General features: G+C 55.4%; 11 protein-coding genes and 2 pseudogenes. 9 read left to right on the plus strand and 4 right to left on the minus strand.

The genetic code is table 11. The features are described from left to right. Positions 1-46: 46 nt before the first annotated feature. Entirely contained in the window at positions 47-457 is a 411-nt protein-coding gene (locus tag AB7G19_RS03010) for a hypothetical protein (RefSeq protein WP_441267709.1), read from the minus strand. A gap of 411 nt (positions 458-868) precedes the next feature. Here AB7G19_RS03010 and AB7G19_RS03015 point away from each other — a divergent pair, with 411 nt between their 5' ends. The 7 genes and pseudogenes from AB7G19_RS03015 to AB7G19_RS03045 form a co-directional block, all read left to right on the plus strand. Continuing rightward, positions 869-2,194 carry a hypothetical protein gene (locus AB7G19_RS03015; RefSeq protein ID WP_441267710.1) on the plus strand — a complete coding sequence of 442 codons (1,326 nt, stop codon included), beginning with the start codon at positions 869-871 and terminating at the stop codon, positions 2,192-2,194. A 43-nt stretch (positions 2,195-2,237) separates the two neighbouring features. After that, positions 2,238-3,551, plus strand: coding sequence for a toll/interleukin-1 receptor domain-containing protein (locus AB7G19_RS03020; RefSeq protein WP_441267711.1), 1,314 nt, complete (start codon positions 2,238-2,240; stop codon positions 3,549-3,551). Between the two features lie 1,484 nt (positions 3,552-5,035). After that, entirely contained in the window at positions 5,036-6,370 is a 1,335-nt protein-coding gene (locus AB7G19_RS03025; protein ID WP_441267712.1) for a tetratricopeptide repeat-containing protein, read from the plus strand. Between the two features lie 10 nt (positions 6,371-6,380). Continuing rightward, a complete protein-coding gene (locus tag AB7G19_RS03030; RefSeq protein ID WP_441267713.1) occupies positions 6,381-7,571 on the plus strand; it encodes a patatin-like phospholipase family protein in 1,191 nt (396 codons plus the stop codon). A gap of 307 nt (positions 7,572-7,878) precedes the next feature. After that, a pseudogene (locus AB7G19_RS03035) lies at positions 7,879-8,031 on the plus strand (transposase); the annotation flags it as partial. Then, the gene (locus AB7G19_RS03040) at positions 7,998-9,065 is read left to right on the plus strand and encodes an IS3 family transposase (protein ID WP_231142186.1); all 1,068 of its coding nucleotides are present in this window, start codon (positions 7,998-8,000) and stop codon (positions 9,063-9,065) included. The pseudogene AB7G19_RS03035 and the gene AB7G19_RS03040, both read left to right, overlap by 34 nt. A gap of 45 nt (positions 9,066-9,110) precedes the next feature. Next, a pseudogene (locus AB7G19_RS03045) lies at positions 9,111-9,511 on the plus strand (IS30 family transposase); the annotation flags it as partial. A gap of 135 nt (positions 9,512-9,646) precedes the next feature. Here the strand turns inward: AB7G19_RS03045 and AB7G19_RS03050 are convergent. The 3 genes from AB7G19_RS03050 to AB7G19_RS03060 all read right to left on the minus strand — a co-directional run bounded on the left by AB7G19_RS03050 (position 9,647) and on the right by AB7G19_RS03060 (position 10,684). Next, complete coding sequence (locus tag AB7G19_RS03050; protein WP_441268815.1) at positions 9,647-10,003, minus strand: plasmid partitioning protein RepB C-terminal domain-containing protein; 357 nt, start codon at positions 10,001-10,003, stop codon at positions 9,647-9,649. Positions 10,004-10,079: 76 nt separating this feature from the next. After that, positions 10,080-10,355 carry a hypothetical protein gene (locus AB7G19_RS03055; RefSeq protein WP_441267714.1) on the minus strand — a complete coding sequence of 92 codons (276 nt, stop codon included), beginning with the start codon at positions 10,353-10,355 and terminating at the stop codon, positions 10,080-10,082. Between the two features lie 47 nt (positions 10,356-10,402). Then, positions 10,403-10,684, minus strand: a complete 282-nt coding sequence (locus AB7G19_RS03060; protein WP_441267715.1) for a hypothetical protein — start codon at positions 10,682-10,684, stop codon at positions 10,403-10,405. Positions 10,685-11,169: 485 nt separating this feature from the next. Between AB7G19_RS03060 and AB7G19_RS03065 the strand changes: the two genes are divergently transcribed. Together AB7G19_RS03065 and AB7G19_RS03070 are read left to right on the plus strand one after the other, a co-directional pair. After that, a complete protein-coding gene (locus AB7G19_RS03065; RefSeq protein WP_441267716.1) occupies positions 11,170-11,793 on the plus strand; it encodes a patatin-like phospholipase family protein in 624 nt (207 codons plus the stop codon). 367 nt (positions 11,794-12,160) lie between these two features. Then, entirely contained in the window at positions 12,161-15,727 is a 3,567-nt protein-coding gene (locus AB7G19_RS03070) for a hypothetical protein (protein WP_441267717.1), read from the plus strand. Positions 15,728-16,775: the final 1,048 nt, after the last annotated feature.

Genomic DNA, 16,775 nt, shown 5'->3' on the forward strand with positions numbered 1-16,775 from the left:
CTCACCTTGCATTGGATCGCGCGCCCAAAATCGCTACGTCGCCGGATCATTTTGGCGACACTTTGAAGCGAGATCGCCGTTTTGAAGTTCGTACCTCCAGCTTATCTTGTCGGATGGCGAGCGGGCGCTCATAGAGCTCTTGCGCATACCTCGGGTCGTCGGAGCCTTCCCAGAAGCCGGTCAAAGCCACCAGGGTATAGGCTGTGGTTAGATGCTCCTTTTCAAAGATCTTCTCGTGCATTGATAGTGCGCTCTCGTAGAGTCTCTGCGAGTCGGCGGACAATGGCATCCGTCTTGAGAGCATGATGGCTACGTGGATCAAGCTCGTTGCGGTATCGAGACGATCGTCTCGAAGACCTTTTCGCGCCACCCGGCGCTTTAGAGAGCCGAAAAGCACGAAGTCCCTTAACGTGAAAGGTTTCGAATGCCGGCCGCTGAGGATGGCGGCCACGGACACTGGCGGCCGCCGTCCGAACCCGGCCTGTCTCCTGCGCGTAGCTCAGTTATGAGTTTCGAGTTTCATTGTTGAGCTCTCCTTGTGAGAGGCGCTGCATATTGGCGGGCGTCTACGCAAAAGACGTCGGCTTCCGAACGTGGATCAGGTACCATCGTGCGCGATTTCCTTGACCAATGTGATCTACCTTACATTTGATGTGCCGATCGTTTGATATCCTGAAGCGTCAAAGAGCTTCCGCGAAAGTCGACCGGTTCGTATCCGTTCGTCGAACCTCGCAATGACTCTGAACGCTACTTTGGGTTGGCGCCCGACCTGCTCCAATTGCCGCACCGATACCGGGTGTCACACTTCTGGCCGAATGAGGAATGGTTGACGTTTCTACTGAGAGCAAGGAACCAACCGGAGGGGTCCATGCAAACATTCTACGCGGAACAATCGGGGCAACTTGAGGACGCCCGGCCCATCCTACCAGTTTCCGATCAATCCCGCTGGAATTGGGCGGCTGAGAGCCGCGACCAGGTCGCAGCCCGCATCGAGCAGAGTCTGGCAGCTCTCGGCCTGCAAGGCTGGTTGCGAAAATCCCAACCTGGGGAATATCCGCTTTACGTTGCCGTCGATGTCTGGCGCCACCTCGCGGAGACTGGCCTCACCGGAACATTCGACCGCTCGCACCTGAAGGTCACGATCCAGGTGGAGCCCTATCGGGTACATCCGGTCATCTACACTGCCGAGCTTTCTCGACATCAAAAGAAGTACGAGGCAACGTACTGGGCGATGCCCCACGACGAGCTGGACGAGATGGTGGCGTATCTGGTCCGGGGCGGGAAAAAACCCGCTTATTTCAAATCGAGAGTTCCCCTCATCGCCCGTATCGTTGCCTCGTTTGTGCCGCTGCCGATGCTGAAGGAGTACGAGAACGAGTTGATCGAGGAGGCCAAACCGAAGCACCTCACCGGTCCGACTGTGCTCGGCTGGATGGGTGCGATGGCCGTTCTCGCCGGTTTCGGACAAGCGTTCGCCAATGCCGACGCATACTCCTACTACGACGATACCGGGCGTGCGCAAATGATCGGCATTGGCCTCTTCGGTCTTGTGATCGTTGGATTCGCAATATGGCTGTCTCGGCGCCGGCCTGTTTACGAGGCGGTGGCCAAGCAGCCGGTACGAACCCCGCGCCGTGAGTTCAGGATCGATAGCTGGCAGGTAAGCGTTCCGGAGGCCGGGAACGAGTTCGATTCGTTCAAGAGCCGGATCGCCGACGCCCTGAAACAAATGGACCCGGGGTTAGAGTTCAGCATCGAGATATATCAGTCCCTTACGCCGAGAGGCTTTGAAGAGCGCGAACGGCTTGTCATCACCAAAGGGCAGGGCAACGTTCACGTCCATGTGCAGACGTTTGGGCGCGATGCCTTTGTCGGCTGGGACAGCTACCTCAATTGGGCCCGGTGGAGCGAGACTAGCCCAATTTCAACCGTGATTAGGGAAGGCAATAGGATCGAGTACAAGTCACTTGTCGTGGGAGACCATGTCCCAACCAAGTTCGATCTCATGGAGCTCAATGCCCTGGCGGAAACCTCCCATCGTAACATTGTGCGCGAAATCAAGGCCTTCCTTAAAGAAAAGGAAATCGAAGCCGATCTCGACTTCCAGATCATCCGTGGCGATCGCAATAGGGCCCTGACGGAGGGGAACGAGAAGACCAAGGAGCGGAAGTCGGCGACATCCGCGGCCATATGAATGTTTTCTCGTTGTTTGACCTTCGCTGGCACAAGGGCAGGACATGACGCCACAGACAGTCGAGATTTCGTTCTGGCCGAACGAAGGTCGTATCGCCGGAAGTCAGCCGGATTTGACCGGGGTCGGTGAACTCGTCAGCCAGACTTATCCGTCGAAGGTGGTCTTTGAGGCGTGCGCAAGCCCCGACGCTGGCACGGCCTGCGATCTTGAAGTGACTTTCGCACCAGCTGCGGCTCCGGGCGCAGATGCCTTTCGGAAAGCCGTCATTCGCCTAGAGGGCGAGATCGGCTTCCAAGCGCTGTGGGGTACGGCTGCGCGGGAGGATCGATCCGCGTGGTCCTACCTGACACCTCAGATTCATGACGTCCGGCTACCATCAGGCAAACCGCTGGCGTTCAATTTACCGATGGCATCGATCGCGCGCCGGTTGTTAGACCAGGCCCGTGTTCGTGATGCGACCTTCAGCTATCGTGTCGAGCTTGTGCGCACGGTCCCGCACCCGGATCGGGCCCGCCCTCTGATCCCGGCACTCGCCGAGGTTCTGCAGGGCGGTACCAGCATGCGTGGCCTCGCTGCCGGACTTCAGGATGTTCTGGAACTCGCACGCAGGGAGGGATGGCATGCCACAGAATCATTTGGGACGGCAGACACAAACGGCGTCGTCAGAGCTTGGCTCGAGGAAGCGATCCTCCAAAATGTTACCGACGCGATACCTATCTTGCGCCGCGACATCATCGCCATGCGCTGGCTCCCGCGCAACGGCGTTTCGATCGAGGCCGACGATCTCGACAGCTTCGCACTCGGCTTGCGGCCGCGCGACTATGTACGAACGGCAATCGACAACTCGTCGAGTCGGTCTCAGCCTGTTCGTCGGCCACTGGCGTTTCCTCACGTGCGGACACCAGTCCCAACCCAGACCGGGCCTTATGTCTTCCTCAGCTACGCCCATAAGAACTGGGATTTCGCAATGGGCGTCATGCAATTTCTCACGTCAGCCGGCGTGAGCTTCTGGTGGGATGACGGCATCCAGCCGGGCTCGGTCTGGGACGAAGCGCTCGAAGAGAGAGTCAGCAATTGCTGCCTTCTCATCGCCTGCCTCTCTACAGATTATCAGAGTAGCAAATATTGCCGCCGCGAACTCAAGTTTGCGGATCTTCTGGGCAAAAAAATTCTTCCAGTCGCCCGAGATCCGGTGACTTGGAGCGACGGCCTACGACTCATGTTTCAAGACCTACAGATCATGACACTAAATTCCGATCAGAGCTGGGGTAGGCTTCGTGACAATCTCGCTAACATGGCGGCCGATGTATTCGGTTCTGTGAAAGGTGACCGCAAAGCGCAAAGCCCGCGTCCGTGACGGGTATTCTTATGAGCCGGCGAATGGAAGCCACGATAACGAAGATAGCGCAGCGCCAGATCCGGCCGCAGATCATGGGCGCTCGGATGGGGCTCCGTGCAAAAAAAGCGAAGATCCGACCTACGGCTGCTTCGGCCAAGGCGCACTTTTAAGTTGTGGCTTGCGAATTGGTAGGGCAAACTAGTACCGAGATTGCTGATCCAAGGTCGTTACTCGCTTTATCCTGAGGTCGCTTTGATGATTCAAAGAGTCGAGCTCGTAGTTATCGATCTTATGGCGCGGTTTCGGACGTTGGGGGGCGTTCTAGTTTCAAACATAATCAAATCTCAGATCGCCACACGATGTGTGTTCGTGAGCCGGCTTCGTGCTTCAGTAGGCGCCGCAGAACAATGTCCTAGCCTGGCGAGGATGCCTTGAAAATCTTCATCAGCCACAAGATGCCCGCCGATAAGGGATGTTATCTTCGACGACCCAATTCTCCATTGATCTTTCGACTATCACTTCGACGCTTCGAGCGAGCGCTAGATTCAGAGGTGCAGAGATTTTACTTTACGGCCGCTCCCATGGACGTAGAATCGTACTGGCTGCCAGAAGACACCCAAGACAAGTCGGAAACAAAGCTGTTTCATCTTGTTAATGTCAGTTGGTTTGTCAGACGGCGGCTCATAGAAATGTACTATGAGAAGATGTTGAACCTGCTTTCTCAGTCTAGCACCGCCTGATCGACTAAAAGAAGTGGATCTAATGTCTGGGTCGCCAAGCGCGATTCAATGCGGCGGGACTAACTGGCCCGGCGAATTCAAAAAGATGCAGGCTCCTGCAAGAGTGCAGGGTGCTCGGGTTTATATCGACAATCAATGTATGAAGTTCGGTCTTTAGTTGTCAGAGGGTTGCATGGCTTTCTCTTTGCTGTTTACGGGACACATGATCGATAAGCCAGATCGACCTCATCCCAGATTTCCACCTGATCTCGAGAGCAGGGCACGAGATCGGATTTCAGGTGCGATTGCCAGCTTCGCATCCGATTGCGCCACCCAAGAGCGGGATCCTCAAATCGTTGGGTTCGCTAGTGCGGCGCGGGGCGGCGACATTCTATTCCACGAGGAATCTCGGCGTCTGTCACTAAGAACCGTAATCGTGTTGCCATTTGGACCCGAGCAGTTCGTGAAAAACTCCGTCGAGATTGATCCAGACGATCAATGGACCTCAAGATTTTGGGATCTATGGAACAAAACGCGCGCCGAAGATCGACGCGCCCTTGGTTTGCCAGATACAGACTGGTCCTATGTTGAATGTAACCTGCGTCTTGTTCAGCTGGCGCGATCGAACGGACATGTCCGGTTGATTGCGTTGTGGAACGGCGAAAAGGGTGATGGGCTCGGGGGCCCAGCAAGTATGATTGCTGCCCTTAGACCGAATGAGCGATTTGAAATACTGTCGCCGAATTAGATCCAGATTGTTCTGTTAGAACTGGGATCAAAAAGATGCCGTCATGTTTCGTGATCATGGGCTTCGGTGAGAAATCTGATCCTGCTACGGGTCGAAAACTAAACCTTGATCAAACTTACAAGAACGTGATCAAGCCGGCTGTAGCTTCATGCGGATATGATTGCGTAAGGGCCGACGAAATTCAGCATTCTGGTGTAATTGACGTTCCAATGTACGAGCAATTGCTCAAGGCCGATCTCGTTATCGCTGATTTGTCGACCTCTAACCTGAATGCCATTTTCGAGCTGGGGATCAGACACGCTTTAAAACCGCGATCGACAATCGTTATTGCGGAGCAAGAATTTCGAAGCCCGTTCGACGTCAATCACGTCGTCATACGTCGTTATACCCACTTGGGACCCGACATCGGTTACGATGAGGTGGTCCGCATGCAGAAAGCGCTAACAGATTTAATAGGCGCAATTGGACAAGGCCAAACGAGCGATAGCCCCGTATACATTTACGTCCCGGGGTTACACGCTCCATCTTTACGAGCCCCTTCTTCGCACACTACCTATCAAGGCGGCATTTTTTCATCGGGAAATAGTTCCGCTCCTGACGACCAGGAAACGTATGCGGCGCTCTTCCGAAGGGCGGTAGATGCTCGGAACAATGGGGACTTCAACGCAGCGAAAGAAACCTTATCGCGGATTTATGCGGAGCAAACCCGCGCGGATCCCGGGCGGAAGGCAAATCAGGCTCGCCCTAGAGTAATTCAGGAACTCGCGCTGGCGACCTATAAGGCGGCGGATAAGGTCTTTACGCAGAGTGCTGGGGTGACTGATCCTACTTCGGAATATGATGTGGCCATTCATCTGTTGTGTGATCTCTCTCCGGATGTAACGACGGATCCAGAGACGCTTGGCCTGTGGAGTGCGATCCACAAACGAAAGGCGGAACTACCAGGCGCCACCAGAGAATCGAAGCTAGAAAATTTAAGTATTGCGATCTTGGCTGCTGAGCGGGGGTTTCTGATCAGAAACGACTACTATACGGGTGGCAATCTGGCCTACCTGTTGAACTTCCGGGCGACTCTAAGCGAAGGCGACGACGCTGTAACGGACCAAACGCTCGCTTCGAGGGTGCGGCGCCGTATCGTGGACATCTGCAGACAACGGCTCGAGTTCCTGGAGAACCAGAACGGAAAGTCCTTGCTGCTCAGTGAAGAGGCGTATTGGACCCAAGCTAGTTTGGGGGAAGCCTTGACGGTCCTGAGTGATCCTACGGGAGCCGCAATTTCACAAGACGCCTTCTCGCGCGCGCCGTCTGATTGGATGGTGGACGTGACAAAGAAGCAAACGAGCAAGCTAATGGACCTCCTCAAAAATTGAGGTACCGAAAATGACAAGCTTAACCAGGAAAAAGAACGATCTTGCTGCGCGGCTTGCGAAAGATGGCCCTCGCAAAATGCTGGCTATTGATGGGGGCGGAATTCGCGGGATCATCTCACTCAAAATTCTGGAGCGCGTTGAACAGATTTTGATTGAAAAAAGCGACAACCCTCAATACCGCCTCGCCGACTTTTTTGACTATATAGCAGGAACGAGCACGGGCGGCATCATCGCCGCAGGCCTGTCTCTCGGAATGAAAGTGGATGACATACTTTCCTTTTATACCGACAATGGAAAAGACATATTTAATAAGGCGTCGATCGTTCGCCGACTTCGATATCAGTTCAATAGTGAGCCATTAGCAGAGAAGCTGCGGGAGGTGTTTGGTGAGACCACAACCCTCGGCTCAGGAGAAATCGAGACTTTACTTCTCCTTGTGATGCGAAACGCCACGACCGACTCACCGTGGCCTATCTGTAATAATCCTTTCGCCAAGTATAACGACCCTCGACATCCAGCTTGTAATCTCAACATGCATCTCTGGCAGCTGGCGAGAGCAAGCACTGCGGCGCCGATATATTTTCCACCCGAGACTCTAGTCTGCGGTGATAAGCCGTTCATTTTCGTCGATGGCGGTGTAACGATGTACAACAATCCCGCATTTCAGATGTTCCTGATGGCAACTGTCAGCAATTATTGGCCTCTCGCTCCGCCTGAAAAACGTGGTTGGAAAACGGGGGTGGACGAGATGTTAATTGTTTCAGTTGGTACCGGCACCAGCGCGGGCGAAAATTTGAGCCTTACGGCCGAGGAGATGAATATACTTTATAATGCCACCAACATCCCTTCAGCACTGATGTCGGCTGCCCTGAACGAGCAGGATTTCCTTTGTCGTGTGTTCGGTCAATGCGTCGCGGGCGCGCCGTTGGATCGCGAGATCGGTGACATGATTGGCTCTGTTGGACCATTTTCCAATAAGGCGTTTCGGTTTGTTCGATACAACGCCGACTTAACGGAGGCTGGCCTATCAAGGATCGGCTGTTCAGATTTGGTTCCGGAGCGAGTTCAGCGGTTGGACGCAGTAGACTCAATCGACGCCCTTGAGCGGATCGGTCAACAAGTGGCGCATAATGGCGTCAGTGAATCTCATTTCAAGTTCGAGACGTTCAGACCAGTCGAGCCTTCTGCACAACCCAATTAAAATTCCTTCCGTGATTGCAAATTCGGGAGTGCTCGCAATCGTCTTGCCAAAATTCTATAACAAGACCCGACGACTTCGGTAGTGCGAAGACAGTGCGCTGCCCTTCGGGGACGTATAGTTGTTCAGCGCTGCAAATGCGCCCACCGCGCCCAATCCATCGGTTGGGTCGCTCAGGCCCGCCGCCAAACCAATGCCCGGCCATCCACCAATGCCTTTAAGGCCGCTAGTCGCTGCTGCTCAGCTTTGACCTGCCCCTGCCGATTTCCTCCAGTTGAAGTTAGAGTCCGGCCTTCTGAAGGACGGACAGATGAAGCGAGCCAGGTTTACGGAAGAGCAGATTATTGGCGTGCTGCGTGAGCATGAGGCGGGTGCGAAGGCTGCCGATTTGGCGCGGAAGCATGGCGTCTCTGAAGCGACGCTGTACAATTGGAAGGCGAAGTTCGGCGGTCTGGACGTCTCCGATGCCAAGCGGTTGCGGCAACTCGAGGACGAGAACGCCAAGCTGAAGAAGCTGCTGGCCGAGCAGATGCTGGATGCTGCAGCGCTACGCGAGCTTTTGTCAAAAAAATGGTAGGGCCCGTCGCCAAGCGCGAAGCCGTCGCGCACCTGCAGGCCGTCATGGGTCTGGCGGAGCGGCGGGCCTGCGGCATCGTCGGCGCTGACCGCAAGATGGTTCGGTACCGATCGTGCCGACCGCCGGACACCGAACTACGCGGCCACTTGCGCGAGCTTGCTAATGCCCGTCGGCGGTTCGGCTACCGCCGGCTGTTCGTGCTGCTTCGCCAGCAGGGCGAGCCGTCCGGGCGGAACCGGATCTACCGTCTGTATCGAGAGGAAGGCCTCAGCGTGCGCAAGCGCCGGGCCCGCCGCCGCGCCGTGGGCACCCGAGCGCCGATACTGGTCGAGGCTCGGCCGAACGCCCGGTGGTCGCTGGATTTTGTCCACGACCAGTTCGCCAGCGGCCGTCGCTTCCGGGTCCTGAATATCGTCGATGACGTGACCCGGGAATGTCTGGCGGCCATCCCCGACACCTCGATCCAGGGGCGGCGGGTGGCACGCGAACTGACGGCGCTGATCAATCAGCGCGGCAAGCCGGGCATGATCGTCTCCGACAACGGCACCGAGTTCACCTGCAATGCCATGCTGGCCTGGTCGGAGGAGAACAAGATCGACTGGCACTTCATTGCGCCGGGCAAGCCGATGCAGAACGGCTTCTGTGAAAGCTTCAACGGCCGGATGCGGGACGAGCTTCTCAACGAAACCTTGTTCTTCGGCCTCGATCACGCCCGCGCCAAGATTGCGGATTGGGTCGGCGACTACAACGGCCAACGCCCGCATTCCTCGCTCGGCTATCTGACCCCTGCGGCCTATGCCGCCTACCTCACCGCAACGTGCGATCGGCTGCGCAACCCCGACCAGCTCCGCCGATCGCACGTTGCTCACACCGCGCCAAACGGCGTAACATCCGCCGAGACTCTAACCGCTACTGGGTGAAACTTCAGGGGCAGGTCAGCTTCTTCCGCTTTGCGCTGCACTTCCGCAACCTTCGTCGAGCGTCATACGCGCTATGTGATGTTGGCCAAGGTGGCCAGTAAGGACACCCGAACGGTAGTCACCGCGCTGATCAAACAGGCGCAGAAGCTGCCAAAGGAGCTGTATAAGTCTCTGACCTGGGACCGGGGAAAGGAACTTACGGATCATCGTCGCTTTACGTTGGCGACCAACATCGACGTGTATTTTTGCGATCCGCGAGCCCGTGGCAACGCGGATCGAACGTGAGCACCAATGGCCTGCTAAGACAGTACTTTCCAAAGGGCACCGACTTGTCGATGCACTCGCAAGCCTATCTGAACAAAGTGGCTCGTCAGCTAAACGAACGACTACGTGAGACCTTGCAATTTGAAACCCCAGCGGAGAGATTTAACGCCTCGACCGGTTGAGCCGGCAGGCACTTGACGGACATTTTGGACTGCGAGTGGCCCAACAAGCGGTCCGCTCGCTCGTCGGCAAACTTATGCCATAACAACGCATACGCGAACGCAGTCAAATTGACCTGAATTGGGAGAGATCGACAGTCAGGCCGCGCTCGCCTCCGACTCCGTGATCCGTTGGAATTCAAACAGCAACTCCTGGGAATGCTTGGTGAGATAGCCGACCACCTTGCCATTGCGCAGCAGTTTCGACAAATAGCCGACCGCCAGCACCAAGTCGAGATGATCGGTCCCATAGGTCTGTTCGGCCACCTTGAATTCCCGCGCGAGGGAAGCTGACTCCCGCTCCATCAGCGCCAGCTGCTCATCCGACAATACCTTCGGCGCGCGCGGCGTGTAGTCGAACAGGTCCCGTAGTTCATCTACGTTCTGGCGAGTGAGGAGCTCCGCTGGCGCCTGCGCCAGTCGTAGTACTCCGCACGAGGTATTAGCCTCGTGAATTACCGCTCATACCGTTTGTCATTCGCCGTATGACACACCTGAGTCGACAGCGAGGGACGCAGGTTTGAGCGGAGTATCACCGTAGGCGACGCCGAATTCCAGCCTCCGTATCGTGGCTGCCCGCCTCGTGCTCGTAGGTCTGAGCTAACTTCATCGACAGATTAGAAGATACGAACGGATGCGAGAATTGGAGTGCTTCGCCCCACTTACGGTATTTGGCGGCCAGCTCCCGTTCTTCGCCGCCTTCACCTCGCCAATGCACGCCGCGCGAATTGTAGACGCCGGTACGGGTGGTCAAAGGCGTATCCAGAAGATCGCGAACCACGTGGGTCGCTTCGATCTCGGTGTCCACGCCAAGTCACGATTTGAAGAGGTTGTTGCCGTGAACGGCCAATAACACTAGCGTCTCTGAGATGCCTTCACGGAACATCTCCGAAATTCTCGGACCTTGCCGTGAATGGATGCTGCCCAGCGTTCATCTTCTGCGAGATCGAGCGACGGATCGTCCTCGCCCAAGACCATGCGCGCCATCGAAAAGTAGCGCTGCTTAAAGTCCGTCGCTGTCATCGACCCAGCAATCGTGTAAAGGAGGTCGATCTTCGATATCACCCCTCTGAAATGACCGATTGACCAGACGGGTGTGTCATCGAGTTGAGCGAGGGCTTGGAATTCTTTTTTCAAGCTCTTCGTACGGCCGATCCGCTAGCAGCGACAAAGCCTTCTTTGTCCATTGCATTTCGCGTAAGAAACCACGCGTTCGGAAGTGCCTTCGACATAAACGCGAGCGAAAATAGATTGGGCGCTCGACCAGCGCTCGTTGGCACTCGCCGCTCGACGCGAGAGCTGGTGCCACTCGCAAACAGGCATGGGTTCTATTAAGGCGGACATTTTGGAAGCCGGCCCGATGGCATGCATTTTGAGACCGCCTTTATTCAGACAATGAACGAGATTGCATAAGGGAACGGTTATCGAGTGCGTCATGAATGGGACGCGGCAGGCTCGGAGCGTCAAATGACTACACAAGCTATTTAGCTGCCACGACCAGCGTTTAGTGCATCGATTGTGCATGCCATCGTGAATAGCGTTTCTGAAAGAAAAGCTGCCAGGGCGCTTGCAGCGAACGGAGTCTCTACCATTGTGCTTGTTAAGCGGCTTCTCCTAAGATAGTGTCATTTTATATCTTCCTGTTTAAATTGTGCGGGGTGCTCATGCCCCGGCTTGACCGTATTGCCCGATCGGGACAGAAGCGCCTGCTTTCAATCGACGGTGGCGGAATTCGGGGTGTGCTTGCACTGGGCATTCTGCGCCGCATTGAGGATCTTCTCAAAAGGCGTTGCGGTCGCGGTGACTTTCGGTTGTCCGATTATTTCGACTACATATCGGACACAAGCACCGGCGGCATCATCGCCGCCGGTTTAGCTCTCGGTAAGACCGTAGACGAAATCCTCGTCTTCTATAGGGAGGCCGGGGCCCAAATGTTCGTTAAAGCGAATCTCCTGCGCCGGCTTCGTTACAAGTTCGAGAGCGAGCCGCTTGCCGAGAAATTACAAAACGTGTTTGGCGCGGCGACCACTTTTGGCTCGGACTATGATCGCTGTAACCGATGGATGCTCTATTCTACGCTATCGCATGGACTAAGTGGATCGTCATTTGTTGCTCTATGGAATGGCGAAGCTGGCGATGGTCCAGGTGGGACCGAAAATATGATACAGCAGGTTAAAAGCGTCACCGGTCGTCAACCCGTAGTAATTGATCCAACTAAGCTTGAGTGTCGTCTGCTCAATTGTTGATCCTAGTCGAGTTCGCTGCATTTCGTTTTTGCGCACACGCGGGTGACACGGAATAACTGACATAAGCCAATACATTAGGTTTAACGTTCGGGTTGATCAACATTAGCGCGGCAAGGTCGCACATTCTATGGTCAACGAAGAGAACCACTCAGACCCACCGCGGTCAGACGTCCCCACAGTGGCCGGACAGCTCATTGCGCCACAACGCTTTGAGTATGATGCGTTCTTATCGTATCGTCGTCGAGACGCCACCAGACTTGCGCAGTGGATGCGAAGCAAGCTTCAGCACTTCCGCCTGCCTCCAGAGATCCTTCGGGAGTTGTCGCACGATAAACAGGAGCTCCACCGCCGCGGACCGCGCGTTTGGTTGGATTCTTCGTATGAGAAGTCCAGCGACGACTTTCTCTTGAAGAAGATCTTTCCGGCGCTCGACAGATCGGCGCGCCTTATCGTCATATGCACGCCCGCCGCGCTAGAACGCATCCTTGAGAGGGACGGAACTGTTCAGGACAATTGGCTGGTACGAGAAGTCGATCGCTTCTTATCGATATCGCGTGCCGAGGAGCTAGATAGGCCGATCGACGTAGTGTTTGGTCCCGGGGCTGTCGAGGGAAGTTATCCGGGCAGACTTTCCGAGAGACCACGCTGGGATTGGATAGACTTTCGCACTTTTGCTGCTTGGCGGGCCCGGTGGTTCAGTGAGGCGCTGGATGGAGCCGTCGCAAAGCTTGTGGCGAGCCTATACGATATCCCAGACCGATTTCTTCCAGATCTGCGTCGAGAGGAACGCCTCCGACGTAACCGGGCTATCGCCGGCTTTGCTATTGGCGGACTTTCTATCGCAGCTCTAACGACCGGGCTCGCGATTTGGGGCGTCGTCGAGCGCGCAAACGCAGTGGCCGCTCTGAGGAATGTACGAATCACGCAGGCGCAGATGTCCGTTAGGCTTGCTACGGAGGAATTGCAGAAGAAGGACCCGGCGCGATCTTTGGCTACGGCGTTGGCCGGGGTCGAGACTCCAGACATGGCTGATACAGATAAAAAGGTCATTCCGGAGTCAATCACGGCAACGGGTATTAGCCTTGTTAGTCAAGTGTTTGTCGCAACGCTGCAGGACCATACGGACGCAGTACTAAGGGTTTCACTAGGAGCCGGGGCGAGCTCCGCTGTCACCGTCGCTGCCGACGGAAGGGCTATTTCATGGTCCAAGAGCGAGAACTCCGCCTTTCGACCAACTGCATCGACAACGCTGGCAGGCGGTATTTTTTCGATCGCAGAACATAGCGGCTTGATCGCATCTGGCTCGCCAGATGGGTACATCAAGTTCTGGAATCCCGCTAGACCTGACCTGATCTTCGAACCGTTCAATTTCGGTGAGCGCGTAAGGGCTCTTGCTTTTGGCGATGACGGGCAGTCCATCGCGGCCTTGGGCGAGGACGGCAAGTTAGCTGTATGGAACTTCATGAAGGGTAGCATCTCGTGGACACCGGCGGACCGCGTTTCTGGGGGGGGCACTGTCACGCTCGGCTCCAGTTGCGGCTGCTTAGTTGTCGGAACGACAAGCGGTGATCTATTCGTTTGGTCACTCGATCGAAAAGATCCTCTCGTTGTTCACGGATCATCTGGGCAAATGTTGAAGGGCGTCTTTGCACAGGATGGTCAATTTCTCTTCGTTACGGATGATTGCCGCGTTTGGCTAACGTCCGCCCCGACGTGGCAAACGCCTTTGAATATTGGCCAACACGATCGCTTAGTTACTGCCCTTGTCGTCTCTATGAACCAAAGATGGGCTGCAACAACAAGCATGGATGGGACTGCATGGGTGTGGGATCTGCGGAAGCGGCAACCATGGAAACGAATTAGGCTAGGGGGTGCCGGCCTCAGTAGCGCATCGCTTTCTCCTGATGGCGATCGGATTGCGTTGGGATCCGGTGACGGGGCTGTTGCAGTTTGGGATGTGGGTGACGCCAATTCGGAGCCTTCGGAAGTGTATGCGATGCGCGGTCACACGGGTGCCGTTCTAGATCTCGTATTCACTGCCGACGGAATGTGGCTTGCGAGCGCCTCTTCGGACCTGACGGTGCGCATTTGGCAATGCCGTCCCCCCCGACGGCCCAGTGTAGCGCAAGCACATCAAGCCACGACCTTCCATGCCGTGTCAAATAATGGACGGTATCTAGTAAGCGGCGGAGCTGACAAGAAGATTCAGATTTGGATTGGAGCGGAGTGGAGCCCCGGAAAGTCGATTTATCTTGAGGATCAACCCACGGCCTTGGCTATCTCTGACGACGGGCGGAACGTGTTCATTGGAACGGATAGAGGTGACCTTCTTGGATGGAGTACACCAACCGCTCTTCAGACTCCCATTTTTCATGATCTTGGCGTCGTGGGATCCGTGGTGATTTCACCGGACCAGAAGATGCTTGCGGCCATTGGTGTTCAAGGAAATCCTTTGCTTTGCAAAATTGGTCCTCAGCCAGAGTGCGAAGTGGTTGCTCTTGGAGGCTGGGGTTACTCTGTAGCTTTTAGTGAAGACGGCCATTGGATGGGGGCAGCCTCAGGAGTCGAGAAGGAAATTGGACACGCTCTTATCCTCGACCTCAATACGAAGAAGACGACCTTTCTCAAGGGACACACGGACCGCGTTGGGAGAATTCAATTTGATCCGAAAGCAACTAGAGTTATTACCGCGTCCTGGGATGGTACGTCCCGTATTTGGAGCATTTCTTCAGGTAAAGAGGTTGTTCGGTTGGTTGAACCGATCGGCCGCATTGCGACTGCTGGCTTCAGTCCAGATGGAAAGTGGGTTGCGACCTCGTCAAACGAGAAGACTCTGCGGCTGTGGGAGATTCCTGATCCGAATATTTCAACTCCGACAATCGTCCTGGAGACAAATAAAAGCGTTCTTGTCTCAGACAAGTTACCGGTCGCCCAAATACAGTTCGGGCTCGGCGGCAGTCTATTGGCCGGGTCAAGTCCGAATGGCGACGTCTACCTCTGGCATGTGCCTGACGGAACATTGCGGGCTATCTTAGATGCCGGCGAGCCCACTCAGAATATGCAGTTTCATCCGGGTGGTTTGCAGTTAACAGCAACGACGCACGCTGGCCGTCTTCTCTCTTGGAAAATGTTGCCGGAGCTCGCTTTCAATGATGAATCTCTGCTAGGTTTCGCGCGGGGCGTGGTGCCCACGTCCGGCGCTTTGATGGGTATGACAGGACTGCCTGCAACTGCGCTTCCCAACGTTTCTGAGGTCTGTCCGTTGCTGCGGGGGCACAACGTCGGACTACCTCCGCAAAATCTCTCAGGGGCCGCGCGCGCGCGCCAACATGTGAGCATTCCAGCCGCCTGCAATCTCCGTTCAGAAAGGGTGGAGGGAAGTACCTACCTAGAGGGACTGGTTGCGGAAGTAGCGGGAGATCCGGCAAAGGCCAAAGCAGGATTCCTAGCTGCAGTTGCTCAGGGGCAGTTTGCTGCTGATATTGGCCTGGGTGATCTTAGCTTTCTAGACAGCCTCAGTGGAATGGATTTTGATAATGCACGTATCCACTACAGTCGGGCTCTAGAGCACAAGATCCCACGCGCCGCTTCGAGGTTGGGCTGGTTGTTGCTCGCAGGGGGCGCGTCGAACAACATCAATCGAGCTAAGCAGTATTTCGAGGATGGCAGCAAAGATGGTGATGCCGATGCGTTCGCGGGTTTGGCATGGATCAGCGAGAGATTTGGTCACTCTTCTGAGGATAGAGAGGATGCGTTTGTCAACTACATTAAGGCTCAGTCCGCGTATGAGAGGGATGGGGATCTCGCGTTCGCTCAACAAGTTGCCGAACACCGCGCGATGCTGTCCCGTCTGCTGCCACCGGAAGAACTGAGCGGATTGTTCATCTCTGCGAGGCGCTCGATCGCCGCGTCCCGTTTGCTGGCCCGACAATGAAGGTTATTCGACATATATACCCTCTCGCATTCGTGTTGGTCTTGTCGATAACACCCGCACGAGCTCAATCGATTGCGTCTAACGGGTATCCGTTTGAGTTCTCGCAGTTTCTGCGGGATCGTCCTCACGAATTGGATCAACTACTTGGCAGGCACATCAGTGAAGTTGTACCAAGCGAGGTTTTGGAAAAACTGCCGGTCCCTGAGGAATATAAGGATCCCAGTTTAAGATATGGCGTTTTTGCTCGGCGAGATTTGCATGACTATATGAAGGGATGGGATTTCTTGCCCGACAAATATTGCGTGTCGGCCTACAGCATGTTCTTGTTGTTTTTCAACAGAGGTTTCGTGTTTAAGGTCGAATTGAGGTTCATCCCGGATTCATTTAACGGGTCGGTAGCGTCCACGGCGCAGCAATACTGCTTTGATGAAACCCCTCTATTTTGGATGCTGGCAAGAAAATTTGGCGGGACGCCTATTGCCCGGGGGAGTTCGTTCGAATTGACAAAGATAACTGGGAAATATGTACGGACATTGTCTACGGGAGGTCGTGTTACGGGCGTATCCTGGAATCTTAGAGGTGGGCCAAGCTCCCGTGACTTCTGACGAAGTTCATGCTCAAGGCTGCCATTGCGTTCCTTCGCTCGGCACTATGGCATCCTGCTAGGCAGCGAAGTTTGGCCGTTAGAGTTCCCCGGGCTGGCAGGACGACCAAACGCCTCGATGTTCTCCATCGCAGCCTGCATACACCGCCCGCGGGATGCTCCCCGACCCTTCGCAGGCCGCGTCAGTCCACATTCTGGGGCTACCGACTTCCGATGTGTCAGCTCGTCCTACGGAACGACTTAGACTGAAGGCCTCTGGCTCGAACGGCTTAAGGTGTGGACGTCGAGAGCTTCTCTGCGCTTTGCTCTCGCTGGACCGAGAGGACCTGAGACGCAGGGAAGGAGCAAGTTTTTTTCTAGTTTCTCTCCCTCCGCCAGCTCCTATCGAAATGTAAGGTAGATCTCTGTTTTCGACGGTCGCCCCCCCGGATTGCTTCTGGGCGC

It is taken from the genome of Bradyrhizobium sp. 215_C5_N1_1 (assembly GCF_052075935.1).
GTDB lineage: Bacteria > Pseudomonadota > Alphaproteobacteria > Rhizobiales > Xanthobacteraceae > Bradyrhizobium > Bradyrhizobium barranii.

Coding starts and splice junctions, on each gene's coding strand:
- AB7G19_RS03030 (WP_441267713.1), top strand. CDS start 6,381: ATGACAAGCTTAACCAGGAAAAAGAACGATCTTGCTGCGCGGCTTGCG.
- AB7G19_RS03015 (WP_441267710.1), top strand. CDS start 869: ATGCAAACATTCTACGCGGAACAATCGGGGCAACTTGAGGACGCCCGG.
- AB7G19_RS03020 (WP_441267711.1), top strand. CDS start 2,238: ATGACGCCACAGACAGTCGAGATTTCGTTCTGGCCGAACGAAGGTCGT.
- AB7G19_RS03025 (WP_441267712.1), top strand. CDS start 5,036: ATGCCGTCATGTTTCGTGATCATGGGCTTCGGTGAGAAATCTGATCCT.